The organism is Mycobacterium appelbergii, assembly GCF_032883035.1.
In the GTDB taxonomy this organism is placed as follows: Bacteria; Actinomycetota; Actinomycetes; order Mycobacteriales; family Mycobacteriaceae; genus Mycobacterium; species Mycobacterium appelbergii.
In genome coordinates this window covers 563,887-588,404 of sequence record NZ_JAMQTH010000003.1, presented here as the reverse complement: position 1 = coordinate 588,404, position 24,518 = coordinate 563,887, and the positions used below count along the sequence as shown (strand labels likewise).

The 24,518-nt window shown below is 66.9% G+C and carries 25 protein-coding genes; 14 read left to right on the top strand and 11 right to left on the bottom strand.

Annotated features, from left to right (window positions below; all coding sequences use genetic code 11):
* Window positions 1–79: 79 nt before the first annotated feature.
* The 4 genes from M1247_RS10185 to M1247_RS10170 form a co-directional block, all read right to left on the bottom strand.
* On the bottom strand, window positions 80–1,315 hold the full coding sequence (locus tag M1247_RS10185) for an alpha-hydroxy acid oxidase (RefSeq protein WP_317156148.1): 1,236 nt from the start codon (window positions 1,313–1,315) through the stop codon (window positions 80–82).
* A 20-nt stretch (window positions 1,316–1,335) separates the two neighbouring features.
* On the bottom strand, window positions 1,336–1,962 hold the full coding sequence (locus M1247_RS10180) for a GntR family transcriptional regulator (protein ID WP_317156147.1): 627 nt from the start codon (window positions 1,960–1,962) through the stop codon (window positions 1,336–1,338).
* A gap of 95 nt (window positions 1,963–2,057) precedes the next feature.
* Window positions 2,058–4,301 carry a glycoside hydrolase family 3 C-terminal domain-containing protein gene (locus tag M1247_RS10175; protein ID WP_317156146.1) on the bottom strand — a complete coding sequence of 748 codons (2,244 nt, stop codon included), beginning with the start codon at window positions 4,299–4,301 and terminating at the stop codon, window positions 2,058–2,060.
* 2 nt (window positions 4,302–4,303) lie between these two features.
* Window positions 4,304–4,852 carry a TetR/AcrR family transcriptional regulator gene (locus M1247_RS10170; RefSeq protein WP_317156145.1) on the bottom strand — a complete coding sequence of 183 codons (549 nt, stop codon included), beginning with the start codon at window positions 4,850–4,852 and terminating at the stop codon, window positions 4,304–4,306.
* 87 nt (window positions 4,853–4,939) lie between these two features.
* Here M1247_RS10170 and M1247_RS10165 point away from each other — a divergent pair, with 87 nt between their 5' ends.
* Window positions 4,940–6,196: a cytochrome P450 gene (locus M1247_RS10165; RefSeq protein WP_317156144.1), complete on the top strand. Its 1,257-nt coding sequence runs from the start codon at window positions 4,940–4,942 to the stop codon at window positions 6,194–6,196.
* A gap of 100 nt (window positions 6,197–6,296) precedes the next feature.
* Here M1247_RS10165 and M1247_RS10160 read toward each other — a convergent pair whose 3' ends face one another.
* Together M1247_RS10160 and M1247_RS10155 are read right to left on the bottom strand one after the other, a co-directional pair.
* Window positions 6,297–7,112, bottom strand: a complete 816-nt coding sequence (locus M1247_RS10160; RefSeq protein ID WP_317156143.1) for a thioesterase family protein — start codon at window positions 7,110–7,112, stop codon at window positions 6,297–6,299.
* Window positions 7,113–7,122: 10 nt separating this feature from the next.
* Window positions 7,123–7,977: an SMP-30/gluconolactonase/LRE family protein gene (locus M1247_RS10155; protein ID WP_317156142.1), complete on the bottom strand. Its 855-nt coding sequence runs from the start codon at window positions 7,975–7,977 to the stop codon at window positions 7,123–7,125.
* A gap of 75 nt (window positions 7,978–8,052) precedes the next feature.
* Between M1247_RS10155 and M1247_RS10150 the strand changes: the two genes are divergently transcribed.
* The 8 genes from M1247_RS10150 to M1247_RS10115 all read left to right on the top strand — a co-directional run bounded on the left by M1247_RS10150 (window position 8,053) and on the right by M1247_RS10115 (window position 16,381).
* Entirely contained in the window at window positions 8,053–8,757 is a 705-nt protein-coding gene (locus M1247_RS10150) for an NIPSNAP family protein (protein ID WP_317156141.1), read from the top strand.
* Window positions 8,754–10,019, top strand: a complete 1,266-nt coding sequence (locus M1247_RS10145) for a cytochrome P450 (protein ID WP_317156140.1) — start codon at window positions 8,754–8,756, stop codon at window positions 10,017–10,019. Before M1247_RS10150 ends, M1247_RS10145 begins: the two co-directional genes overlap by 4 nt.
* Before the next feature lie 2 nt (window positions 10,020–10,021).
* Window positions 10,022–10,990, top strand: coding sequence for a zinc-binding dehydrogenase (locus tag M1247_RS10140; RefSeq protein ID WP_317156139.1), 969 nt, complete (start codon window positions 10,022–10,024; stop codon window positions 10,988–10,990).
* Window positions 10,987–11,772 carry an HpcH/HpaI aldolase family protein gene (locus tag M1247_RS10135; protein ID WP_317156138.1) on the top strand — a complete coding sequence of 262 codons (786 nt, stop codon included), beginning with the start codon at window positions 10,987–10,989 and terminating at the stop codon, window positions 11,770–11,772. Before M1247_RS10140 ends, M1247_RS10135 begins: the two co-directional genes overlap by 4 nt.
* Complete coding sequence (locus M1247_RS10130) at window positions 11,769–12,500, top strand: SDR family NAD(P)-dependent oxidoreductase (protein ID WP_317156137.1); 732 nt, start codon at window positions 11,769–11,771, stop codon at window positions 12,498–12,500. The genes M1247_RS10135 and M1247_RS10130 overlap by 4 nt, the downstream gene beginning before the upstream one ends.
* Window positions 12,482–14,023, top strand: a complete 1,542-nt coding sequence (locus M1247_RS10125; protein ID WP_317156136.1) for a flavin-containing monooxygenase — start codon at window positions 12,482–12,484, stop codon at window positions 14,021–14,023. The genes M1247_RS10130 and M1247_RS10125 overlap by 19 nt, the downstream gene beginning before the upstream one ends.
* Before the next feature lie 13 nt (window positions 14,024–14,036).
* A complete protein-coding gene (locus tag M1247_RS10120) occupies window positions 14,037–14,945 on the top strand; it encodes an alpha/beta hydrolase (RefSeq protein WP_317156198.1) in 909 nt (302 codons plus the stop codon).
* 179 nt (window positions 14,946–15,124) lie between these two features.
* A complete protein-coding gene (locus M1247_RS10115) occupies window positions 15,125–16,381 on the top strand; it encodes a MinD/ParA family ATP-binding protein (RefSeq protein WP_317156135.1) in 1,257 nt (418 codons plus the stop codon).
* Here the strand turns inward: M1247_RS10115 and M1247_RS10110 are convergent.
* The gene (locus tag M1247_RS10110; protein WP_317156134.1) at window positions 16,378–16,857 is read right to left on the bottom strand and encodes an SRPBCC family protein; all 480 of its coding nucleotides are present in this window, start codon (window positions 16,855–16,857) and stop codon (window positions 16,378–16,380) included. The genes M1247_RS10115 and M1247_RS10110 overlap by 4 nt on opposite strands.
* Window positions 16,858–16,893: 36 nt before the next feature.
* Window positions 16,894–17,601: a DUF427 domain-containing protein gene (locus tag M1247_RS10105; protein WP_317156133.1), complete on the bottom strand. Its 708-nt coding sequence runs from the start codon at window positions 17,599–17,601 to the stop codon at window positions 16,894–16,896.
* Window positions 17,602–17,744: 143 nt separating this feature from the next.
* Here M1247_RS10105 and M1247_RS10100 point away from each other — a divergent pair, with 143 nt between their 5' ends.
* Both M1247_RS10100 and M1247_RS10095 read left to right on the top strand, forming a co-directional pair.
* Complete coding sequence (locus M1247_RS10100) at window positions 17,745–18,335, top strand: hypothetical protein (RefSeq protein WP_317156132.1); 591 nt, start codon at window positions 17,745–17,747, stop codon at window positions 18,333–18,335.
* Window positions 18,332–19,201, top strand: a complete 870-nt coding sequence (locus tag M1247_RS10095) for an acyl-CoA thioesterase (protein ID WP_410506846.1) — start codon at window positions 18,332–18,334, stop codon at window positions 19,199–19,201. The genes M1247_RS10100 and M1247_RS10095 overlap by 4 nt, the downstream gene beginning before the upstream one ends.
* Window positions 19,202–19,222: 21 nt before the next feature.
* On the opposite strand, the gene M1247_RS10090 is transcribed toward M1247_RS10095, so the two are convergent.
* Window positions 19,223–19,477, bottom strand: coding sequence for a DUF2631 domain-containing protein (locus M1247_RS10090; protein WP_317156131.1), 255 nt, complete (start codon window positions 19,475–19,477; stop codon window positions 19,223–19,225).
* A gap of 172 nt (window positions 19,478–19,649) precedes the next feature.
* Here M1247_RS10090 and M1247_RS10085 point away from each other — a divergent pair, with 172 nt between their 5' ends.
* Complete coding sequence (locus M1247_RS10085; RefSeq protein ID WP_317156130.1) at window positions 19,650–21,146, top strand: hypothetical protein; 1,497 nt, start codon at window positions 19,650–19,652, stop codon at window positions 21,144–21,146.
* Window positions 21,147–21,151: 5 nt separating this feature from the next.
* Here M1247_RS10085 and M1247_RS10080 read toward each other — a convergent pair whose 3' ends face one another.
* Window positions 21,152–22,063, bottom strand: coding sequence for a hypothetical protein (locus tag M1247_RS10080; RefSeq protein ID WP_317156196.1), 912 nt, complete (start codon window positions 22,061–22,063; stop codon window positions 21,152–21,154).
* Between the two features lie 277 nt (window positions 22,064–22,340).
* Between M1247_RS10080 and M1247_RS10075 the strand changes: the two genes are divergently transcribed.
* Window positions 22,341–22,811, top strand: a complete 471-nt coding sequence (locus tag M1247_RS10075) for a histidine kinase (RefSeq protein WP_317156129.1) — start codon at window positions 22,341–22,343, stop codon at window positions 22,809–22,811.
* Between the two features lie 23 nt (window positions 22,812–22,834).
* Complete coding sequence (locus tag M1247_RS10070; RefSeq protein ID WP_317156128.1) at window positions 22,835–23,641, top strand: DUF4097 family beta strand repeat-containing protein; 807 nt, start codon at window positions 22,835–22,837, stop codon at window positions 23,639–23,641.
* Window positions 23,642–23,668: 27 nt separating this feature from the next.
* Here the strand turns inward: M1247_RS10070 and M1247_RS10065 are convergent, their stop codons facing one another.
* Window positions 23,669–24,514: an NAD(P)H-binding protein gene (locus M1247_RS10065; RefSeq protein ID WP_317156127.1), complete on the bottom strand. Its 846-nt coding sequence runs from the start codon at window positions 24,512–24,514 to the stop codon at window positions 23,669–23,671.
* Window positions 24,515–24,518: the final 4 nt, after the last annotated feature.

Below are 24,518 nucleotides of genomic sequence, written 5' to 3'. Positions count from 1 at the left end.
ACACGATCACGGCAGCCTGAGGACTGGGCACGGCCTAGTTTAACAACTGAGCCGTAATTAATGACTCAGGACACTAGGCCTACGCCCGTGGGATCAACCTCTGCAGCTGCGTGACGTGCCTGGGCCCGAGTTCCTCGACGGTCACGACGCCGAGCAGCTTCATCGTGCGCTCGATCTGGTCGCGCAGGATGTCGATCATCCGGTCGACACCCTCGCGGCCGCCGGCCATGAGTCCGTAGAGGTAGGCGCGGCCCACGAGCGTGAACTTCGCACCGAGGGCGAGTGAGGCGACGATGTCCGCGCCCGACATGATGCCGGTGTCGATCGCGATCTCGGTGTCCTTGCCCACTTCGCGCACCACGTCCGGCAGCAGGTGGAACGGGACCGGCGCGCGGTCGAGTTGGCGGCCACCGTGATTGGACAGCACGATGCCGTCCACGCCGAGGTCGACGAGCTTCTTCGAGTCGGCGAGATTCTGCACACCCTTGATGACGATCTTGCCTCCGAACATGTCGCGGATGACCGCGAGGTCGTCGAACGAGATCGTCGGGTCCATGGCGGCGTTGAGCAGTTCGCCGACGGTGCCACCGGTTGAGCTCAGCGATGCGAACTCAAGCTTGGGTGTGGTCAGGAAGTCCCACCACCACCAGGGCCGCGGTATCGCGTTGGCGATCGTGCCGGGGGTCAGCTGCGGCGGGATCGAGAAGCCGTTGCGCTTGTCGCGCAGGCGTGCGCCGGCGACGGGGGTGTCGACGGTGAAAAACAGTGTGTCGAAGCCGGCCTGGTCGGCACGCTTGGTGAGGTCGTACGAGATCTCCCGGTCACGCATGACGTAGAGCTGAAACCAGTTGCGGCCGTTCGGGTTGGCCTCCTTGACTTTCTCGATCGACGTCGTACCGAGCGTCGAGAGGGTGAACGGGATGCCTGCGGCGGCCGCGGCGGATGCGCCTGCGGTCTCGCCCTCGGTGTGCATCAGCCTGGTGAAGCCGGTCGGCGCGATCGCGAACGGCAGGGCCGACGGTCCGCCGAAGATCTGCGTCGACATGTCGACCGTGTCCGGCAGGCCCCGCAGGATCGACGGGCTGAACTCGACGTCGAGGAACGCCTGGCGGGCACGGCCCAGTGAGATCTCGTCTTCCGCGGAGCCATCCGTGTAATCGAACGCGGCCTTGGGGGTGCGACGCTTCGCGATGGTGCGGAGGTCGCTGATCGTGAGTGCGGCATCCAGCCGGCGCTTCTTGCCGTTGAACTCCGGCTTCTTGAACTTCATCAGCTCGAGCAGTTCCCTTGGATTGGGAACCTGACGGGTCACCATGGTGCGCCTTTCAGTGGGGTTCAGGAGTCGGCGTGCGCGAGCAGGCGGTCGCGACTGATCTCGATGTGCTCGGACGTGAGGCGGGCTGCGCGATCGGAATCGCTGGCGAGAATGGCGTCGAGGATGCCCTGGTGCTGCTCCGCGACAGCCTCGACGTTGAGGAGGTTTGCCGCCTGCACCTGGCCGATGCAGAGCTCGACCTCGCCCATGATCAGCGAATGCATGCGGGCCAGCCGCGAATTGGATTGGCCGGCGACGAGCGCGCGGTGGAATGCGATGTCGTGGCGGGCGAAGTCGGTGCCTGCCTCGATCAAAGCGCGATGGGCCGAGAGCGCGGCGGCAGGGATACCGCCGAGTCGTGCGACCGCGGCGGACTCGACGACCGCGCGACTCTCGTAGAGATCGGCGATCTCGGCGGCGGTGAGCTGGGGCACCCGTGCCGCCTTGTGCGTCTCACGGCGGAGCAGCCCCTCGGCGACCAGGCGTTCGATCGCCACCTTGGCAGTCTGGCGAGCAACGCCGAACCGCGCGGCGACGGTGGACTCGGTCACCGCCGAGCCGGGCGCGACATCCTGCGTGACGATGCTCGACCGCAGGCTCTCGTAGATCGTCTCGGGGAGCACGCCCGCCGGTTGCGCTGCGGCCATCGTGTCTCCGTCCTCATGATTGATTGACAATCTAGAAGATTGTAAAACAGTCTTGCGATGGTCGTGCGCTGAGGCCTCTGATCGGGGCTATCCGGTCACGAGCGGGCCGCGTTGACCGCCGCAAGTAACTCGTCGAGTTGGGCGCGGGTGATCCGGCCGCCGGAGAAGCCGACCATGCGCTCGAGCGGAATCGACGCCACCATCCGCAGCAGATCCACGCCCAGTGCCGTCCCGCTGACACCGGCTGGTCCGGCCGCGGCGAGCACGGCCGTCGCCACCTCGGCCGCGACTGGGTCGGCCATCACCTCGCCCAGCGTCGATTCCCCGGTGAACGGCACCGCCGTATCGTCGCCACCCACCATCACGGTGGCGTCCACGCGCAGATCCCTGCTCGACGCGCCGACCGACACCGCGTACTCGCCGGATTCGACGACCCAGCGGTCCTGACGAACGTCCCAATACGCGAGATCCTTTCGGCGAACCGGGATTTCCACGGTGTAGCGCTCGCCGGGCTGCAGCGTCGCGATGGCGAAGCCGACCAACCAGCGCGGCGGCCGGCTCACCCGGGAGCCGGGCAGTGCGGCGTAGGCCTGGACGACCTCGCGGCCGGCCCGCGTGCCTGCGTTGGTCACCACCAGGCGCGTGGTCACACCCTCGGGCCCCTCGACCAACTCGAGATCGGAGTAGTCGAACCGTGTATAGGACAAGCCGTGCCCGAACGGGAATGTCACCGGGAGATCGCGCGCGTCAAACCACCGGTAGCCGACGAAGATCCGCTCGCCGTAGCTGGTATGGCCGTTCTCGGACGGGAAGTTCAGGAACGCGGCGGTGTCTTCGAGGCGTACGGGCACGGTTTCGGCGAGCCGCCCGGACGGGTTGACCACACCGAACAGCACGTCGGCGACAGCGCCTCCGCCGGCCTGCCCGAGCAGTGCACCGTCCAGGATGGCGGGCGCCAGGTCCGCGACGGGTGCGAGTCGGACCACACCTCCGTGCGCGAGCACCACGACCGTGCGCGGCTGCACGGCCACCACTGCGCGCAACAGATCGATGTGATCGGTGGGTAATTCGATGTGCTCGCGGTCGTAACCTTCAGATTCCTGCTCGGCGGTGAGCCCGAGGAACACGACCGCGGTCTCGGCTTCCGCGGCGGCTCGAACCGCGTCTGCCCGCAAGGCTTCGGCGTCATCGGCGCTGTCGGTGGCCAGGCCGGGGGAGTAGGTGACCTGGTGACCGGCTGCCAGAGACCGGATCTCCTCGAACGGGATGTCCACCCGGGTCGGCTTCACATGCGAACTGCCGCCGCCCTGATAGCGCGGAGCCTGCGCGAACGGGCCGATCACCGCGAGCGCCGACGGGGCCAGTGGTAGCAGATCGTTCTCGTTCTTGAGCAGCACCACCGCGCGCCCCGCCGCCTCGCGGGCCAGTCGGTGATGCGCGTCGGCATCGAATGACCTTGCGGTCGCGTCTGTTTCGTTGGCCCTGGTCGCCAACCGTGCGACACGTGTGGCGGCGCGGGCGACCACAGCGGGGTCCAATCCTCTCTCGGTCACCGCGGCCACCACGTCCGCGTCGGTGACGCCGCCGGTCGCGGGCATCTCCAGATCCAGCCCGGCGGCCACCGCCGCGGAGCGGTCGCGCACCGCACCCCAGTCGCTGACCACCACGCCGTCGAAGCCCCACTCGTCACGCAGCACCGTGGTGAGCAGCCAACGATTCTCGGCGGCGTACACCCCGTTGATGCGGTTGTACGAGCACATCACCGTCCATGGCTGGGCTTCGCGGACCACGTATTCGAATGCCCGTAGGTAGATTTCGCGCAGGGTCCGGTCGTCCACATCCGAACTTGCCCGCATACGGTCGTGCTCGGCGTTGTTGACCGCGAAATGCTTCACCGACGCTCCGACACCGCGACTCTGTACCCCGTGAACCCAGGCTGCGCCGAGCAACGCGGTAAGCAGCGGATCTTCGGAGTAGTACTCGAAGTTGCGTCCGCACCGCGGATCCCGCTTGATGTTGACGCCGGGGCCGAGTAGCACCTGCACGCCGAGCGCCACGGATTCCTCGCCCAACGCCACGCCGATCCGCTGCACCAATTCCGGGTCCCAGGTCTGGCTCAGCCCGGCCGCGGGTGGAAAGCAGGTGGCGGGCTCGCTGGCGCCGATGCCCAAATGGTCTCCTGCTGCACCGGATTGCCGCCGTACACCGTGTGGGCCGTCGGTGAGCAGAATCGCCGGAATCGTCCCGATCGCCTTGGTGGTCCAGAAGCTGGCGCCGCTGCCCAGCGCGGCCTGCTGGGCAACGCTGAGTCCGGCGATGAGAGTGCTGTAGTCGCTCACCCTTACCGAGGGTAGCTGCGGGGGTGCCTCACCCGGGCAGCATGACGTAACTGCGCCAGAAAGTCGTCGGCGTCGTCGCTGCGCACCAGATAGTGCGATACCGCGACCCGCACCGCGGTGGCCGCGGCCTCGGCCGCTTCGGGTCCGGTGGAAAACCTTTCCAGCCGCGTGCGCATGAGCGGAATGATCGCCGCCAGCCTCTTGATGACATGCGCCGGCTCGATGTCGACCATGCGCAGGCCCGGGTACGACTGCTGGTACTCGACGATGATCCGTAGCGCGGCGTCCAGGCGCTCATCGGCGGGCAGGTCGGCGGCGGCCGCGGCGACCGCGTGCTCGTAGAAGTTGCGTTCCCACTCCACGAACGCGTCGAGCAGTTCCTGTTTGGAGGCGAACCAGCGGTAGAGCGTGGGCCGTGACACCCCGGCCCGCAACGCCACGTCGGACAGGCTCAGCTTGGCCATCCCGTTGTCGCCGAGCACCTCTGCGGTCGCGGCGAGTATTCGCTCACGAGTGGTGCTCTCGTCTTCGGACGACACCGGCTCCGGCATCAGCACAGCTTTACAAAGTATCGACGAACTGTCACGCTTGAATTTGGCGCGACACCGGTGTCGCACGCCGCGCAGAAGGGACCGCACGTGACCGTTGCCCGCTCGCCACAGGCACGCGAATACAGCCCGTTCGACATCACGTCACACGATTTCTGGAGCAGGCCGTTCGCGGCGCGCGACGAAACCTTCGCGCAACTGCGGGCGCGCGAAGGCCTGAGCTGGCACCCACCGCTGCCGACGATGTTCGACATCTGTGAGCCCGGATTCTGGGCGTTGACCCGCCGCGCCGACATACAGTTCGCCAGCCAGCACCCCGAACTGTTCACTTCGACCCAAGGCGTCGCGTTGGACCCGATGCCGGCCGACGTGCAGCGGTTCGCGTCGTTCTTTCTCACGATGGATCCGCCCGAGCACACCGTGTACCGCCGGCTGATCAGCTCGGCATTCACCCCGCGCAACGTGCGCAGGATCGAAGAGCAGATCCATGACAACGCCGTCGCGATCGTCGACGATCTGATCGGGGCCGGAGACGTCGAATTCGTCGAAGCCTGCTCGGCGCGCCTGCCGATGCTGACCATTCTGGACATGCTCGGCGTGCCGAGCGCCGATCAGCCCGCGCTGGCCAAGGCCGCCGAGAAGCTGTTCAGCATGAGCGACGACGAGTACTCGAGCATCGAAGAGCGTGCCATGGACACGATCAACGAGATCATGCTGCTGTCGAGTACCGGCGTCGAGCTTGCCAAGTTCCGCCGGGCCAACCCCGGTGACGATCTCATGACCAGCATCGTCAACGCCGAGGTCGATGGTCACCGGCTCACCGACGAGGAGATCGGGGCGTTCCTCATCCTGTTGGCCTCGGCGGGCAATGACACCACCAAGCAGGCCACCACGCACGCGATGATGGCGCTCGCCGCCAATCCGGCCCAACAGGATTGGCTGACGGCGGATTTCGACAATCGGATCGGCCTGGCCGTCGAGGAATTCGTGCGGTGGTCGACGCCGGTCCTGCAGTTCGCCCGGTTCGCCACGCAGGACGTCGAGATCGCAGGCCAGCAGATCGATGCCGGCGACAAGGTCGGGTTGTTCTACTGTTCGGCCAACCGCGACGAGAGCGCGTTCACCGCCCCGCAGCTCTTCGATCTGAGCCGCTCACCGAATCCGCAGATCGGCTTCGGTGGTGGCGGGCCGCACTTCTGCCTGGGGAACCAACTGGCCAAGAGCGAACTGCGAAACATCTTCCGCGAGTTACTGACCCGGCTGAAAAGTATCGAATTCGGTGAGCCGGAACTGCTGTACAGCAGCTTCGTGCACGGCATCAAACGGGTGCCCGCCCACGTTCGGTAGGGCGCAAGTCCTCAGCGCGAGCAGACAGTTCGGTACCGGAAATTGCCCACTTTTGGGTACCGAACTGTCTGCTCGCGGGGAGAAAGCGCGCCGCGGAATGTCAGCGCGGACGCACCAACACCGACTGCTGGATGGCGCCCACCGGCCCGGTCCGGTCGAACAGCGTGCCCACCGTGGTACCGATGCCGTCGTGGCCATAGTTGGTCTCGGCCCGAATCCCGATCCATTCGCCGTCGGGCACCCGGTGCACATGCACCACCAGATCGGTGTTGAGGAACGTCCACTTGCGGATGTCGATCTTGGAGCCGATGCCGTTGGCGTCGTCGGCCACCGCGAACAACCGCTGCAGTGGCGTCATCGTCTCGCCCTTGACGAGGTCGACGGTCGGTCTGAGCCAGGATTCGCCGGGGCCGTCGGCCTGCGGCACCGTCAGCCAGCGCCAGTCGATGCTGTGCACATAGTTGGGTTCCCAGTTCCTGGCCATATCGCGGCTGCGGGCCTGGTCCAGCGGTGAAAGCGGCGGGGCTGCAGCATATGCCAGCGGCGTGGTGTCCAGTTGCAGCATCCGCCAACCGCTGGCGCGTGCGACGGTCCTGGGTGTGCCGCCGGGGCCTGGGGCGAGCATTTCGGCGCTGACCAACTCGATCTGCCTGCCCGGCCGTTCCACCCGCGCAGTGACCCACAGGTCGCCTTCGGAGGGCACGCCGCCCATCAGGTCGATGACGACGCGGCTGCAGCGGGTGTCCTCGCGATACTCACAGCGTTCCAGGGCCCGCACCAGGAGCGCCGACACCGGAGCCGCGTGCTGGATCGCCGCCGACCAGGTACCGCGCACCATGTCGGTGGCCGCAAATCTTTCACAGCACTTCTCGTCGATCTGATCGTTGGCGACCAGTTCGTAATAGGAATCCGACATTCTCGGCCCGTCAGTGGTGGTGTGCGTGCTCGCCCGGTGTGGGCACACCGACGGTCAGGGCCTCGACCCGGGACAACTTGGTGCCCACCAACCGCTGCGGGTAGACGTCCGTGGTGGTGACCAGGAACAGGGTGCGGCCCTCGGGCCCGCCCAGCGCGCAGGCGATGGCGGCACGGCCCCCGGTGTCGACGCGATCGGTGACCGTCCCGCCCTCGGTGATGCGCTCGAACCGGTGTGCCAACGTGAGCGCGGTCCAGACGCCACCCTGGGCATCGATCGCGATGCCATCGGGCGGGCCATCCAGGCCCCCGGCGAACACGCGGCGATCAGACAGCCCGCCTTCGCCGTCGAGGGTGAAGGCGCTGAGCCGCCTGCCGGTCGACTCTGCCACGATCAGGGTTGCGCCGTCGGGGGTGACGGCCATGCCGTTGGGGAAGTCGAGGTGCTCGGCGACGACCTGAACGGTGTCGTCGGGGTCGATGCGCACGATCACCCCGTCCCCGGCACGGGCCTGCGATCCGACATACGCGCGCCCCTGCCCGTCAAGGACCATGTCACCCAACGCCGCAGGCACCACGTCGCCGAGGTCGGCGACCAGCTCGACGGTGTCGCCGTCGTAACACAGCACCTGCCTGCGTTCGGCGGACACGATCAGCAAGGTGCCGTCGGGCCGAAAACCCAAGCCGGACGGGGCATGTCCGGGCAGCGGCAGAGTCGTCATCGCCCCGCCGAGGTTGACCGTGTGCACGGCCTCACCCAGCATGTCGGAGAACCACAACAGGCCTTCGAACCAGCGAGGGCCTTCGCCGAAACAGAACCCGTTGGCCAATTCGGTTGTTCGCACCAGCTCAACTCCGGTCGTCATCGCGCCGCACCTTTACAAAACACGCCTCAAGTGTCACGCTCGCAGGGTGTCACTGTCAACCACTGGTGCATCGCTGTGAAGAAGTTCTACGGCCACACGTTGCTGTATCTGCACGAGACGATCGACCTGGGATCCGGGCGCAGCGATCACTTCACACACACGTTCAGCGAGATCTACCAGCCGATGATGGCCGAACTCGGAGCCAGGCTGTTCGCACTCTGGGAGAGCACGCCCTACAACGGGCACTGGCCGCAGGTGACCGTCATCTGGGAGATCGACACGTTCGCCGACTACGCCCGGATCGGTAAGGCCCAGGCCCCCGGTGGCAGTCATGCGAAACCCGCGGTGCAGTGGGCGTCGTATCTGGCCGACATCGGTGCGCGCGGTGAGGGCCGGATCATGTACGCCGGAAGATACAACAGGACGCTGGCGCAGTTGCAGACGTCGAACTTCGGAGCCGGGTTGGTGATCCAGGAGATCATGCAGACCAAGCCCGGCCGGCAGGACGATTACATCCGTGAGCTGGAACGGCTCTACGTGCCATGGTCGGAGTCCACCGGTAAACGCTGGCTCGGTTCGTTCATCACCACGTTCCGGTTCAATGAGGTCATCCACTACTGGGCACTGGACGGCGACTGGGACTGCTTCGAAAACCACTACCCGTCGTGGAAGGACAGTCCGCCCGCCGAGATCGTCACCTGGATGAGCGTCGCGCCCGCGCTGCGTGACGGTTGGGAGGATTCGATCCTGGCTGCCCTGCCTCCGTCGCCGTTGCGATGACCGGGTCGAAAAGCGCTGTCATGCAGGATTTCTCCTATGATCCGTTCGATCCGGCGGTGATGGCGAACCCGCTGCCGTACTACCGGGTGCTGCGCGATGCGTATCCGGTCTACTACCTGCCGAAGTGGGATACCTACGCGGTGTCGCGGTTCGCCGATATCTGGGAGGTGCTCGGTGTCGCCGACGGCACATTCGTCGCGTCCGAAGGCACGCTGCCCTCGGCCGCCGTGCTGGCGCAGCACAACGATGGGCCGGTCGCCGATCCGCCGTTGCACCCCATGCCGTTCCACGCCAACTTCGACTCGCCGATCTACGAGAACGTGCGCCGCTGCACCTCGGCACAATTTCGGCCCCGGTCGGCTGCCAAGCTGGCCGAGCGGATCCGCACCCTGGCCAACGAACGGCTCGACGAGTTGTTGCCGCGCGGCACTTTCGACCTGACCCAGGATTACGGCGGCATCGTCGCCGCCTCGATGGTGTGTGAGTTCGTGGGTCTGCCCGTCGAACTGGCGCCGGAGGTGTTGGCCACGGTGAACGCGGGCAGCCTCGCCCAGCCGGGTGAGGGCGTGGAGATCGGAAACTCGCGGCCCGGTTATCTGTCGTACCTGGCGCCGATCGTCCAAGAGCGGCGCGCTGCGCACGCCGGGAGCAAAACAGGTACAGCCGGTGTCGACGGCAGTTGCCCGATCGCGGACAGCCTGATCAACTTCGAACTGCCCGACGGCTCGGCGTTCAGTGACATGGAGGTCGCCGTGCAGATGCTCGGCGTGTTCATCGGCGGGACCGAGACCGTACCCAAGATCACCGCGACCGGGATATGGCAGCTCAGCGAGCACCCCGAGCAGCTGGCGGCCGTACGCGCAGACCTGGAGAACAATGTTCCGGTCGCCCGGGAGGAGATCATCCGCTATACCGCTCCGGCTCAATGGTTCGCCCGAACCGTCCGACGACCGTACAAGATTCACGACACCACCATCAACCCCGGCCAGCGCGTCATCACCCTGTTGGCGTCAGCCGCGCGCGATGAGCGGGAGTATCCGGACCCCGACCGCTTCGTCTGGAACCGGCCCATCGAGCGGCTGCTGTCGTTCGGGCACGGACAGCATTTCTGCCTCGGAGTCCACGTCGCCCGCCTCGAGGTCACGATCATGATGCAGGAGTGGTTCAAACGGGTGCCCGAGTACCGGATCCTCGCTGAGGCAGCCTTGCGGCCACCGTCGAGTTTCCAATGGGGCTGGAACAACATTCCGGTGCAGGTGTAACCGTGTGGTGTTACCGCCTGATCGCGCCGTACACATTCGAGCGCACCGAATTGCCCGACAGGCAGCCCGTTTCGTTGACCACCGGGCAGGTGCTGCTGAAATTCCTGGCCGCCGGGATCTGCGGTAGTGACCTGCCCGGCTTCCGCGGAACCCGCGGCAAACTGCCGGGGGACACCGGCACGAGCGCGGCCGGGATCGACGGTTTCCCGATCCACGAAATCGTCGGTGAGGTCATCGCCAGCCGTCATACCGACCATCAACCGGGGGATCGGGTGGTGGGCTGGGCGTCGGGCTTCGACGGCCTGATGGGCCTTGTGGCCGCCGATGGCGACGGCCTGGTGTCCTATGACCCCGAGCTGACACCGCGGCTGGCGGTCGCGTTGCAGGCGCTGGCGTGTGTGCTGTATGCGACCGAACAACTGCCCGACCTCGCCGGCCGCCACGTCGCGGTGATCGGCCAGGGCTCGATTGGACTGCTATTCTCCTATGTGGCAAAGGCTTTGGGTGCATCCCGGGTCACCGGTGTCGATCCGGTGGACCGCTCCTCGATCGGGCCTGCGTTCGGGGTCGACACCGTGGTTCGCGCCACCAGTGACCGCTGGGTCAGCCACCTGCTGCCTGCGGAACGACCCGACGTGGTGATCGAAGCGGTCGGTCATCAGGTCGCGACGTTGAACCACGCGTTGGCGGCGGCAGCGTTCGGCGGCACGGTGTTCTACTTCGGGGTGCCCGATGACGACAGCTACCCGATCAGCATGCGGACCATGCTGCGCAACAACCTGACGTTGAAATCCGGGGTGACATTGGACCGCAGACGGGTGTTGCGGCGGGCCGACGATTTCGCGGCCGAACATCCGGACCTGCTGCCCGCCTACGTGACCCACACGTTCGGTGTCGACGATGTGCAGGCCGCGTTCGAGTTGGCGCTGCGCCCTGAGCCCGGCCGCGTCAAGATCGCGATCGCCCGATGAGCACCAGCAGGCTGCAGGAGGCGCTCTCGGTCAACGATCACATCTGGGGCGGATGGATTGTCGGTCCCACCTTCTGCGGCCCCGAGGAGTTCGCCGCGGCGGGTTACGACTACGTCGGATTCGATGTCCAGCACGGCTATCTCGACGACGCTGACGTGGCGCTGTTGCTGCGCCGTCTGGAGCACGTGCCGATCGCCACCGCGGTGCGGTTGCCGTCAGCTGACCCCGCACCGATCGGCCGGGTGCTCGACGCGGGCGCTGACGCGGTCATCATCGCGATGGTGGAATCAGCCGACCAGGCTGCCACGGCGGTGGCCGCCACCCGCTACGCGCCGACCGGAGTCCGCAGTTTCGGTCCGCTGCGGGCGAGCCTCGGCCTTGACACCGCCGCGCTCGAAGCCCGGGCGAGTGTGTTCACCATGATCGAGACTGCACAGGGACTTTCGGCGCTCGAGGAGATCTGCGCGGTATCGGGGTTGACCGGTGTGTATGTCGGGCCTGCCGATCTGGCCATCTCGATGGGGCACCCGGTCGCCGACGCATGGACACATCCGGATGTCCGGGCGGCAATCACCCGAGTGCAGCAGACCGCCGCATCGGCGGGACTGGCCACCGGAATTCACGCCGGGACCGGGGCGCTGGGGAAGGCGGCGGCGGGCTGGGGTTTCCGCATGATCACTCTGGCCTCGGAATCGCAGGCACTGCGGCGCGGCGCAGCGCTGCATCTCGACGATGCAACAGGCCGGATCCGAGGCAGAATCGCGCAAGGGGGATACCAGTGAGTGCAACCGACCGGGTCGCGCTGGTGACCGGCGCCGCCCGCGGCCAGGGCGCGGCCATCGTGGCACGGTTGGTCGAGGACGGGTTCCGCGTGGCCGCCGTGGATCTGCTGATCGATGAATTGCACGCCGGTGTCGCAGACTTCGGCGATGAGGTCGTCGCGATCGGACTGGACGTCACCTCGGCAGAACAGTGGCAGGCCGCGGTCGACACCGCGGTGCGGCGGTTCGGCGCGGTCAGCACACTGATCAACAACGCCGGTGTGTTGCACCGGGCGTCGCTGGACGAAGAGACCCCGGACGGGTTCGAAGACAGTTGGCGCGTCAACTGCCTTGGCCCGTTCCTGGGGGTCCAGGCCACGCTGGCCCACCTACGCCGCGCGGACGACGCATCCGTGGTCAACACCTGCAGCACCGGTGCGATACGCGCTTTCCCGAATCACGCGGCGTACGGGTCCTCGAAGTGGGCGTTGCGCGGCCTCACCCAGGTCGCTGCCGCCGAACTTGCGTCAGCTGGGATCCGGGTCAATGCGGTGTTTCCCGGGCCCGTCGAGACACCGATGCTCGACCCGTTGACACAGCGCAGGCTGGCCGAGACCTCGGTCAGCGGCAGGCTGGGCAGGCCCGCCGAGATCGCCGACGCCGTCGCATTTCTGGTGTCGCGACACGCATCGTTCATCACCGGCTCCGAGCTCATCGTGGACGGCGGGCAATGTCTGCAGATCGGATAGGGATGTCGAAGTCCTCATCGTCGACGCTGTCGGTGGGTGTCATCGGCGCCGGTCCGGGTGGTTTGGCGCTCGGAATCTTCCTGCGCAAGGCAGGGTTCCGTGATTTCACCATCTTCGACCGGGAAGACGGGGTCGGCGGAACCTGGCGGATCAACACGTATCCGGGCCTGGCGTGTGACGTGAAGTCCCACCTGTATTCGTACTCGTTCGATCTGAACGCCGACTGGTCCCGGTTGTGGTCGCCCCAGCCGGAGATCCTGGCCTACTTCGAACGCTGCGCGCAGCGGTATCAGCTCGCACCGCATCTACGGTTGAACACCGAGATCACCAGCGCGCATTGGGATTCTGGATCCGGCACCTGGCAGCTGACCACCAGCACCGGAGATGAGCATCGATTCGACATCGTGGTGTCCGCGGTCGGCCTGTTCACCCAACCGGTCACGCCGGATCTCGTCGAGGAAGAACCGTTCACCGGCACCGTGATGCACACGGCCCGCTGGGATCACTCGGTGCCGTTGGAGGGCGCCCGAGTGGCGGTGCTCGGGACCGGTTCGACCGCTTCGCAAGTGGTGCCCGAACTGGCCGCGGTCGCCGAAAAGGTCTATTCGGTGCAGCGGTCACCGACCTGGATCCTGCCGAAGCCCGACCGGCCCTACACCGACCGTGAACGCTGGTTGTTCAGCCATGTGCCGCTCGCCAGGAAGCTCTACCGCGCCCGGCTGTGGCTGCGCAGCGAGTCGAACATCTCGGTGATCGAGAATGGAAGCGATAAAACGCAGCAGTTCAAGGGCATTGCGCTTGCGATGCTCGAATCCACGGTCGCCGACGCCGAGCTGCGTGCCGAGCTGACCCCGGACCATCCGTTGGGCTGCAAGCGACTGGTGTTCTCCTCCGATTTCATTCCGGCCCTGACCCGGCCCGACGTCGAGGTGGTGTCGAGCCCGGCCCGCGCACTTCGGTCGCGGTCTCTGATCACCGAGGACGGCACCGAGCTCGGCGTGGACGTGGTGGTGTGTGCGACCGGATACGCCGCGGCGGACTACCTGGGTCAGATCGAGGTGACCGGTGAAGGCGGGCGTGCACTTCGAGACGTCTGGCGCGACGGCGCTTTCGCCTACCTCGGCATGGCGGTGCCCGGCTTCCCGAACTTCTTCATGCTGTACGGGCCCAACACCAACGTCGGCTCCAACAGCGTCATCTTCATGCTGGAGGCCCAGGCCCGTTATGTGGTGCGGGCGCTGAAGCATCTGCGGCGCAAGCGGAAATCCTACGTCGCGGTGACCGCCGATGCGATGGCCGATTTTCTGGCCGACATCGACACGTGGATGCAGGGCACGGTGTGGCTCACCCGCTGCAGCAGCTACTTCCGGGCGCCGAGCGGGCGCGTGGTCACCCAATGGCCGCGCAGCGCACGGGCGTTCTGGTCGATGACGCGCAGATTCCGGGCCGCCGATTATCACTTCGAGCCGCCGGAGGCCACCAGGCCCGCGGCACCGGCGCGTGTTGTGGCCCGTGAGCGGTAAACCCGTGCACTGGATGGGCCGGCTCGATCCCGCGTTGGCTCCACTGGCCGAAGCGCGCACCGACTTGTCGCCCGAGGTGCTCGGCGCCGTCCAGGCCTCGATCGACCGTAGGCGTCGGGAAGCGGCGAAGGCCCTCGACGCCCCCGGCGTCGCCATTGCCGGCGCGCGCATCAGCGTCGGGCGGCGCACCATCGCGGTGCGCATCTATCGAGGCGGGCCGTCACCGGCGCCCGCGATCGTCTACTGCCACTCCGGTGCCTTCGTGCTCGGCAACCTCGACACCGATCAGATCCAGTGCGTGGAGCTGGCACGGCGGGCCCGGTGCACCGTGATCTCGATGGACTACCGGCTGGCCCCCGAACATCCGTACCCCGCCGGGATCGACGATGCGGTGGCGGTGCTGAAATGGGCGGCCGCGATGGCCGCCGAGCTGGATATCGACGCCCGACGAGTCGCGGTTGCCGGCAGCAGTGCGGGCGGGGCGTACGCCGCGTTGCTGGCGCAATATGCGGCCGCCGGATCAGTACCACCGATCGTGTTTCAGCTACTTCACCAGCCGGTGCTCGACGACCGGTGGACCGGCTCGAAGGAAGAGTTCGCGGACACGCCGGGTCTCGACGGGCCCGCGGCCGCAGCGATGTGGCGCCATTATCTGGGTGGGCGGGACATACCGGCTGCGGTGCCGGCCCGGGTAACCGACCTGACCGGGCTCGCACCGGCTTTCATCACCTGCTCGGACCTCGATCCGCTGCGCGATGAGGCCCTGGACTATGCGCGTCGGCTGCGCGACGCCGGCATTGCCACCGAACAGCACATGTTCCCGGGAACCTGCCACGGGTTCGATTCGCTGCTCGGCGAGTGGGAGATCAGTCAACAGCTGTTCGCCCTGCAGGGCGCGGCGTTGCGGCGCGCATTGCACTGACAGTCCGGAGTCGTTGCCACGCGATCCGACGATCTGAGCCACCTCACCGCGGGTCACCTCGACAGCGCGCGGGCCCGCGGTGATAGGCGATAATGCTCTCGCCTCATCGCCTCACAATGCGACGGTGGCCTGGGAAGGCGGAGGCGTGGCGGAAGCGAGTCAGCGATTGAGAGGTTCCTATGTCGGCCGACGACGACCGGCTTGTCCAACCCCGAGACCCTAAGCACGCCAGGGACCCGCTGACATACGGCGTTCCCGACGCCGGGGGTTCCATCACGGCGCTGCCGACAAGTAGGTCGCGACACAGTGACGCCAAGGCATCGACGCTGCCGGCGATACTGGCGTCCACGCTTTCGGGCCAGGCTTTCCAACACGGCGAGGCCGAGGTCACCGCCAAGCTCCCGGTAGTGCCGAGGCGCCCCGGATGGCAGCAGCACGGGGCCACTACACCCGGCGAGCACCGTGCCATCGACAACCTCGCCCACGTGGGGGTGCGGTCGACGGTCAAGATGCGGTCGCAGCGGGGCTGGAGACGGGCGTTGTATCGGACCACCCGCATCAATCTCGGCCTGTCGCGGGATGAGCTCTACGAGCTGGATCTGTATGCACGCATCCGCCGCAACCCGAGGGAGTCCTATCAGATCGGCGTTCTGGGCCTCAAAGGAGGAGTCGGGAAGACCGCCGTCACGGTGGCACTCGGATCGACGCTGAGCAAGGTGCGCGGAGACCGGATATTGGCCGTCGACGCCGATACCGCCAGCGGCAACCTGGCTGACCGCATCGGCAGACAGTCCGCCGCGACCGTGGCCGATCTGCTCGCCGCCAAAGAACTTTCGCGCTACAACGATGTGCGGGCCTTCACCAGCATCAACGAGGCCAAACTGGAAGTCCTGTCCAGCCAGGAGTACAGCGGCGCCAACCGGGCCTTCAACGACGCCGATTGGGACGCCACCACCGACATCGTCTCGCGGCACTACAACCTGGTCCTCGCCGATTGCGCCGCGGACATGTTCGCACCTGCGGCCCGCGGCGTGTTGGCGACCGTGTCCGGTGTGGTGATCCTGGCCGGAGCATCGATCGACGGTGCCCGTCAGGCAGCGGTCACCATGGACTGGATGCGCCAGAACGGTTATCAGGAGCTGTTGAACCGGTCTTGCGTGGTGGTCAACCATGTGGGTCCGCGCAAGCCGAACGTCGATACCGGTGACCTCGTCCACCAGTTCCAGAAGCACGTGCCGCCCGGGCGGGTATTCGTGCTGCCCTGGGACAAGCACATCGCCGCGGGCACCGACATTCATCTCGAGTTGCTCCGCCCGTCGTTCCGGCGGCGGGTCCTCGAACTTGCCGCGGCGCTGTCGGACGACTTCGAAGCCGCCCCCGCAGCTCTCGCCGAAGTGGGCCATCGGCAACGGTGGCTGGCGAATCGCTCCGGCTAAGACTGCAGATTCGCCAGTTCCCGTGCCACCGCGGCGTGGTACTTGTCGATGTTGGCCGGATTCACCACCCGGAACAGCGCATCGGGTAGCGGTGCGTCCCTGTAGGCCTCGATCGTCATGGTGCGGCTGAACAGCGTGACGTCAGCTCCCGGCCGGGTGAACTGATACTGCACCGTGATCCGGCCCTCCATGCCGCCGGTGCCGTCACGGTCATGGCCCAGCCGCCCCACCGAGTTGAACATCCACAGCCGTGGCCGCATGGTGATCGCCAACTGCCAGGTGTAGAGCTGCGTCCCGTCAGGGCCGGACTCGGTCCAGGTATCGCCGACCTGCAGCGGCAACTGCTGCGGCAGGTCGCCGATGTGGGCGCTACCGGGATATGTCTTGGTCCAGTTCGCCGGGTTGGTGACGAAATCGTAGACAGTCTCGGCGGATTGGGTGAAAGCTGTCTCCGAGGTGGTGGTCACGATACCCACAGGTTTGGGCCTTTCCGGTCGTCGGTGTACCGGCCGTCAACCATCGCATCCACCTGCGGCGGCCGGTCCGGCCGCGGGTAGCTCGGCGAGCACATTCACTCGTGTGGCATCGAAGCTGAGGTAGCCCTTGATGGGCAGTGACTCCGGTGGTGGGTCGGGGTAGCACCAGGCGATGTCGGTGATCACGGTATCGCCGATGTGTGCCGCCCAGTAGGCCGCGGTGCCCTTGTAATTGCAGTAGCTGGTGGTGTCAGTCAGTTGCAGCAGGTCGGTGCGGACCAGGGCGGGGTCGACATAGAGGCGCGGCTCGAGCGCGGTTTCGAACAGGATCACCGTGTCGTCGGTGTCGACCAGCACGGTGTCGCCTGCGTGCACGCGCAGTCTTCGGCGAGTCGGCCTGCAGTCGATCCGGTGGTAGGGGTTCGGTGGGTAGTGCACAAGTCGCCTGCCCTCTTCCAGCCAGTTGTCGACGGCATCCCACGGCACCGACACATACCCCGGTGCCTCAGGCACCGGGGTGGTGGGCAGGCCGTCGATGTCGTCTCCGGGGAATGCATAGCTCAGCGGGTGACCGGCCCGGTGCACCATCAGGGCGCGTTCGGTGTCGATCCGCGCGGTTTCACCGACAAAGGCCTGGATGCGGCGGGGGTGCGGTTCGATGTACACCATGGCACCGGGCAGTGGCGGATGGAACCAACCGGCCGGTTGTGTACTCAGCGGTCCGCGCCCTGCGACGAGACTCATTGCAACACCTCCACTCTCGCTGCACGGGTTGACGCTGGTGAGCACGGCACCGGTCGCCGTGCCCAAAAAAGAAGCTTTACAGATTCGTTTCAAAATGTCACGCTGTTGGGCGAAGGGCCATGCCTGAAAGGGATTGGATTGTCATGTCGCCAGAGATCTCGTCGCCGCCGACCGCCATGTCTCGCGCGGTTCCATTCCATCGGGCGCACACCAACAAGGTGCTGCAATACGAGTTGAACGTGGTCGGGCCCAGTGTGCCCGACGTCGTCGCCGGGATCGGTGGATGGTTGTTCGACCGCCGGATGGCCGGTTGGAATGTCCATATTGCGCTCGTCGACGGTTCCGACGATCACGCCCTGCATATCCTCGGTCTGAAAAATGTTGGAATGGAACGATTCTGGGAGGACGCCGAAAGCGATCCGGAATGCGTTGCGATGACGGTGGTGGCCGCAGACCTGCTCGACTCGGACCGCACTGACCGTCTCGACGCCCGGGTCCGCGAGCTGGCCCACGTGCCCGGCGGTCTCGCGTTCTGGGGGGCGAGCACTCCCGGTCTCCTCGGCCTCGCGCCGCAACAGGTGCTCTACCGGCCCAGCGCCGCCGCCCGGGCGTTCAAGAAGCATGCCCTTGTCTCACTGGCGATCCCAGGGGATTCGGCGGAAGCCCCCGAGACGGTGTTCCGCGGTGGTTCCGCGACCGGGGTGCTCGACATGGGCCTGGTCGGCGTCTGTTGACGGCGGCGCGGGAGTCGGTCGCCGGGCTGCTCGAGCTGTTCGACGTGACGGCTGCCGGGCCGGATCGCTTCACCGGCTCTACGGGCGCGGTCGGGGCCGACGGGCGTCACGTGGCCAAGGGCGCCCAAATCTTGGCGCAGGCTATCGTGGCGACGGCGAAACGATTTCCCGACAAGACAATTCGATCGGCCCACGCGGTGTTCGTGCGGCCGGTCACGGTCGAATCCGCTGTCGAACTACTCGTCGACATCGTCCACGAGGGTCGCTCCACCGCGGCCGCCGTCGTCACCGTCATCCAGGATGCTCGGCGCTGCGCCACCGTGACCGTACTGGCCGACGTGCCGTCCGACGATGTGATCACCCACCAGGCACTGCGCCCCGACGTCGATACGCCCGATGACGCCCATCCCGCCCGAAATGTCATGGCGGGCCAGGATCTGCGGTTGGTCGACGTCATCGACGCCGACAGCCCCGAGGAGGTCGGGCCACCCGAGCTGTATGCGTGGTTGCACTACGACCCGATTCCGGCCCGCGACGAGCTTGCCAAGGCGTTGCTCGCGTACTTCACGGGTCGGTTTGGTATTTCGACGACCATGCGTCCGCATTCAGGGGTGGGGACCGCCCGGGCGCACGCCGCGGTGTCCACGGCGGTGATGTCGACGTTCGTCAGCTTCCACGAGCCGGTGAGCTGGGACGGCTGGTTGTTGTACGGGCACGAAAGCACCCAGGCGGGCGCGGGAATGTCCTACGTGCGGGGACAAGTCCACACCGAGGACGGTGAACTGGTCGCATCGTTTGCCCAAGAGGGCCTGGCCCGCGCGCTGCGGACCACCGACACCGCTGTCGACACGCCGGCGCGGCTCTAGGAGATCGCGGTGCCGGTGCGGCTAGCGGATCCAGCCGCGGCGGCGCAGCCACCAGTCGCGTCCCACCAGGAACAGGATGATCGCGGCGAACGCGATCAAAAACCAGTCCTCGACATGGCCGACATGGTTGCCGTGCATCATCACGAGCAGAAACAGCGCCGAGAGCACGCCGCCGACGTGAATCAGCGTGATGTTCTCTTTCGACCAGCCCCACGCTGCGGACGGCACGTCCTCGACATCGACGCCGTTGTAACGCTCGACCTCGGTGTTGGCCACGGTTGCTCCTCACAGTCGGGCTGGCTTCAGGCTGCCCACATTCTGACATACGACATCGTGTCGTATGTCAGGTGTGCCGCGTCACCGTAACCGTTGGAAACGGCGCAGCGCCTCCAGCCGTTCCCGTTCACTAAGATCACGCGCAACAAGCGCAAACAGAGAGGGTCACTCGGTGACGAGGACTGCGGTACGTGTCGGCCGGGCCGGTGCCGCCGGTGCCCTCATCGCGCTCGGAATCGGACTCGGCGCCTACAACGACTGGTGGGTCGCGCTTCTCGCGGTGCCGCTCATCATCGTGGGATTTGTGCTCGTGCCCCGGCACTCACGCACTTCCGAGCTGGAACAGTTCCAGCCGGCGACGGGCGCCCAGCACGTGCCGGTTCGTGTCGAGGCACTCACCCGTAGCAGCCTGACCAGCGAAGATCTGCAGCCGACGTTGGTGACCGCGACGGTCAGCCCGCCGCACGACACCGCGTATCAGGCGCGGTGGATCGCGTCGATGTCACGGGGCGATTTCCAGTCGTTGACCGACGAGCCGGCCGTTACGCTGGCACCCGATCGGCTGCCGCCGCGCGAGGTAGATCGGACGCCGGAATTCGGCGATCAACCCGGCAAGTGGGCGGCGAGCTATCCGTTGATCACCGGCCTGGTGGCGCTGACGGTGCTCTTCGGCGTCGGCGATGCCTGGCACATCACGTTCGACCCGCCTGCATCAGCAGCCCCACGCGCTGGCAACGCCCCGACATCGAAGAACATGAACCTCAACGCCCGCCGGGACGGCATGATCCGGGCGATCACCGAGCAGTTCGGGCCCGCCGCGGCGAACAATCTGCTCGACCTCCGCCTCACCGGGAGCGGGTCCGACTACGGCACAGTGCTCGACCCCACCAACGGTGATGCCACGATCGTCTACATCAACAACGGTGGCGACGCGTTCACCACGCCCTCGGCGCAGGTCCTGCGCAAGGACAGCACGTTTACCGCAGGCGACATCGCCGCCACCGATCTCACCGCGATCACCGACAAGATGGCAGCGCAACTCGATTCCGCCGGGAGGCGCAGTGAACTCGAGACCTTGGAGATCAAGCGGTCGGGCCCCGGGGCTCCGGTGATCCTGACCGGCAATTTCGGCAGCAAGACCGTCCACGCTCTCCCGGACGGCACCGTGGGTGAGATCTTCGACCCCGCCGATTTCGCAGTGTCGTTTCAGCGGGCACGGGATGCCCTGGCACTGGCCGGGATCGCCCCGTCCGACCGGGTGTTGACGAACTTCGAGATCCGCGGCACGCACCGGGCCACGCCGACCGCGCACGCCGGTGAACTGCAGAGCAGCGGCGGCGTGCTGCTCGAGTTCCAGACCGGCGACCGGTCCGGCCGGATCATCATCGTGCCGGGCGAGCTTCCCGAGGTCACCGATGGGTCATACCACTCACAATCGCAGACCTTCGCATTCGACGACATCTCGCAGGAGGTGTTCGAAGCTGTTCGCGCACAGGCGATGCAGCGGGGTGCCCTCGAACCCTACGAACGCGAGGCCGTCGAGATCTGGATGACGGACCGGGAGATCGACGAGCACCGGCTGGCGATCCGGATCGAACTCGCCGGGGTGGAAGCAGCGACGGGAACGTACTCGGTCACCGGCCAATTCCTTGCGCCCGAGGCCATCTGAACCCGTCAGCTCGACCGGGCCGCCTCGATCGCCCGGCGGGTGACCCCTTCCAGTTGTGCGAGTTGACCTTTGGGCGGATGCAGGACGCCACGGTCGGTCAGTCGCGTGACGATGTCACGGACGCGGCCGTAGTACGTGGCCTGCTCCGCCGGTGCGGTGCTCGATTCGGCGTGGTTGTAAAGCTTGAGCGCGGTGTCGAGTTCGGTGCGGTCGGTGGGGTCGAGGTACGCGGTACCCACCTTCTTCCCGTGTGATTCACACGCGATCCAGGCCCGGCGCAGCGTCACCACAGCCTGTTGGTAGGCGTCGGCCAGGCCTCGGTTACCCGGGTATGCGTCGGTGCGTAATGCGGCGGCTTCGTCGAGATGAACGTGGAATGTCTGCGTCTGTTCGACGGTCACATCGGTGACGGCGGGGTAGCGCAACAACATCGCCGCATCGAGTTCGTAGGTGCCGTATGCGTGCAGGATGTCGTCGTGGCGCCGGGAGGCTTCCTCCCACAAGCGTTTCGCCGCCTCGTCTGTCCCGGCGTCGGCAATCCGCGCCCCGGAACCCGGCGCGCCGACGTCAGGTTCCGCATCGGGTAGCGCCGCCTCCAGACGCCGCAGTACCTCTGCTGCCGCGGGATCCGACCCGACGACAGCCACCCGCCACTCGTCGGTGCCGGTGTCGGTGGCGAAAGCCAGTGTCACGTACTTGTGCCCGCGCACCGTCAGGCGGCGGGCCTCCGGTGTTGTCTCATCGGCCGGACCGGCGTGACCCACCGCGATCAGCGACGACAGTGGGTATCCGACGATGCCATGCTGCTCGTCGCCGACTTGGACGGTGCGGCCGTCGACCGTGACCAGTACCGCGCCCGGCTTCACCAGACGCCCGTAGGCCGCCGTACCCAGCGTGACGGTGACGAGCGTTGCCACGATGACCGCGGTGAGCACTCCCGACGCGCCTGCGTAATTCAATGCGACCAGCGCGACCAGTGCGGTTGCCAGCGCCGCGGCCGACGCGACGGTGGAGATGCGATGACGACCGGTCAGGTACTCGGTCCGGGCGGTCACCGGGACCACCGGGGCATCCTCGGCTGATCTCATCGGGTCCAGCATACGGCCACCTCGGAATGGCTTTCCGGTTCGCGTTGCCAACCCGCGGCACCAGACGACGCTTGCGATGACATCAAAGTGGTGTCACCATGACGTCATGGATTTGCAGCCGTACGTCGACGCGGTTCGGCACGAACTCGCAGTCGCGGCCGCCGCGGGTGGACCTGAAGCCGAGGAGTTGGCCGGCCGGTTGACCGCACCGCTGGAATCCGCGATCCGACTCGCGCTTCTGGAGGCGTTGTCCGAGGCGACCGAGCACATCACCCGGGACCTCGCGCCGGCCTCGGTGGACGTTCGGCTGCGCGGACGGGACCCGGAATTCACCCTCAGCCCCGGTCTGCCGACCGACGATCATCCACCCGCACCCCAGGAATCACCGGAGGACGGCGGAACCTGGCGCGTCACGCTGCGCCTACCCGAGAGCCTGCGGTCCGGGGTCGATGCGTCCGCCCGCCGGGACGGCCTGTCGGTGAACGCGTGGCTGGTGCGCGCGGTCACCACCGCGCTCGGCGGATCCGGCCGCCCATCGCAGGTACCGGGCAAGTCGTTCAGCGGTTGGGTCCGCTGACACCTACCGAAAGGAGCACCGTCATGCCGACATTCGACACGCCTTCGCCCATCACCGCCACCATCGAGGTGGTGGCCGGTTCAGTTCACCTGAGCGCAGGCGAACGCACCGACACGGTCGTCGACGTCAGACCGCGCGATCCCAACCGCGCCTCCGATGTCCGGGCGGCCGAACAGGCCCGGGTCGATTACCGCAACGGCGTGTTGAAGGTTTCCGCCGGCCGCCGGGCGCTGTCACTGGGCCGCGGTGGCGCGGTCGACATCGACATCGCACTGCCCGCAGGGTCCAGCCTGCAGGCGTCTTCGGCATCGGCGAACGTGATCGGCGACGGCAGCTACGCCGAGTCCCGGTTCGCCTCGGCGAGCGGAGACGCCCGCCTCGAGACGGTCAACGGAAACCTCAAGGCGGACACGGCCTCCGGTGACATCACCGTGGATTGTCTGGTTGGCGACGGCAAGATCGCGACGGCCTCCGGTGATGCCAGGATCGGCCGGCTCGACGGCGACGTGAAGTTCCAGGCGGCCAGCGGTGGGCTCACCGTCGGGACGCTGCGTGGACATGTCACGGCGCAGACCGCATCGGGTTCGGCCACGGTGAGCGCGGCCGTACAGGGCGGGTTCAGCGTGCAGACCGGCAGCGGTGTGGTGGAGGTCGGTATCCCGGAGGGCACCGCGGCCCGTCTCGAGTTGAAAACCCACTCAGGAACGGTCGACAACGCAATGTCCGCGTCGGCGGGTCCGGCCGACGGCGATGAAACCGTCGTCGTGCGGGCGCGAACCGGATCCGGTGACATCTCGATCCGCCGCGCCGGCGGGCCCGTGGCCGCGTAGCTGGTTACTGCTCTGGCGTTGCCTCCCTTACCTGTCGGCGAACAACTCGCGGTGGGCGGACACCCACTCGGCGAAGGAGGTGGCCGGTCGCGCCAGGATTTTGTCCACCTCACGGGTGACCAGCGCCGGACGTCCGACGGTGTCGGCCAGCATCGCTGTGTAGGCGTCGGCGAACTCGGCCGGAAAGCCCAATGAGACAAACCGCTGCCGCACCGCGTCCGGTCCCATCTCCACGTAGCTCAACGGGCGGCCCAGTGTTGTGCCGATGGTCCCCACCAGCTCGGCGTTGGTCAGCGCTTGTGGCCCGGTCAGCGGAATGCGCTGCCCGACAAGGTCATCAGTCAGTAATGCGGCAACTGCGACCGCGGAGACGTCGGCGTCGGCGATCGGTGCGGTGGACGCATCGGCGTACGGACCGCGCACCACATCACCAGACCGGACCTGCCCCGCCCACATCCCGGCGAAGTTGGAGGCGAATACCGTCGGCCGCAGGCTGACCCACTCCACGCCCGATGCCACTGCCAGTTGCTCGGTCTCCCGGTTGCGGTCGCCACGCACCCGCGAGGGCTGGCGCGAATCATGGTCGTCGGCGTTGATGGCCGACAACGCCACCAGCCGTTGCACGCCCGCCGCTCGGGCCGCTTCGACGGTTGCCGCCAGCTCGGCACCCAGCGCGCGCGAGTTGAGGAACACCGCGGTGGCACCGGGCAACCCTTCCGCGGCGGACCGCACCACTTCGACCCCCGCCGGAAAATCGGCAGACTCCGGGTTGCGGGTGACGGCGCGGACCCGCGCACCGGCGTTGAGAAGTTCGGTGACCAGTGGGCGTCCGACGTTGCCGGTCGCGCCCGTGACGAGAATTGTGGTGAACATGTCA

Coding starts and splice junctions, on each gene's coding strand:
- M1247_RS10180 (WP_317156147.1), bottom strand. CDS start 1,962: ATGGCCGCAGCGCAACCGGCGGGCGTGCTCCCCGAGACGATCTACGAG.
- M1247_RS10075 (WP_317156129.1), top strand. CDS start 22,341: ATGGATTTGCAGCCGTACGTCGACGCGGTTCGGCACGAACTCGCAGTC.
- M1247_RS10135 (WP_317156138.1), top strand. CDS start 10,987: ATGAGCACCAGCAGGCTGCAGGAGGCGCTCTCGGTCAACGATCACATC.
- M1247_RS10145 (WP_317156140.1), top strand. CDS start 8,754: ATGACCGGGTCGAAAAGCGCTGTCATGCAGGATTTCTCCTATGATCCG.
- M1247_RS10185 (WP_317156148.1), bottom strand. CDS start 1,315: ATGGTGACCCGTCAGGTTCCCAATCCAAGGGAACTGCTCGAGCTGATG.
- M1247_RS10100 (WP_317156132.1), top strand. CDS start 17,745: ATGTCGCCAGAGATCTCGTCGCCGCCGACCGCCATGTCTCGCGCGGTT.
- M1247_RS10170 (WP_317156145.1), bottom strand. CDS start 4,852: ATGCCGGAGCCGGTGTCGTCCGAAGACGAGAGCACCACTCGTGAGCGA.
- M1247_RS10115 (WP_317156135.1), top strand. CDS start 15,125: ATGTCGGCCGACGACGACCGGCTTGTCCAACCCCGAGACCCTAAGCAC.
- M1247_RS10120 (WP_317156198.1), top strand. CDS start 14,037: ATGGGCCGGCTCGATCCCGCGTTGGCTCCACTGGCCGAAGCGCGCACC.
- M1247_RS10125 (WP_317156136.1), top strand. CDS start 12,482: ATGTCTGCAGATCGGATAGGGATGTCGAAGTCCTCATCGTCGACGCTG.
- M1247_RS10155 (WP_317156142.1), bottom strand. CDS start 7,977: ATGACGACCGGAGTTGAGCTGGTGCGAACAACCGAATTGGCCAACGGG.
- M1247_RS10160 (WP_317156143.1), bottom strand. CDS start 7,112: ATGTCGGATTCCTATTACGAACTGGTCGCCAACGATCAGATCGACGAG.
- M1247_RS10070 (WP_317156128.1), top strand. CDS start 22,835: ATGCCGACATTCGACACGCCTTCGCCCATCACCGCCACCATCGAGGTG.
- M1247_RS10105 (WP_317156133.1), bottom strand. CDS start 17,601: ATGAGTCTCGTCGCAGGGCGCGGACCGCTGAGTACACAACCGGCCGGT.
- M1247_RS10065 (WP_317156127.1), bottom strand. CDS start 24,514: ATGTTCACCACAATTCTCGTCACGGGCGCGACCGGCAACGTCGGACGC.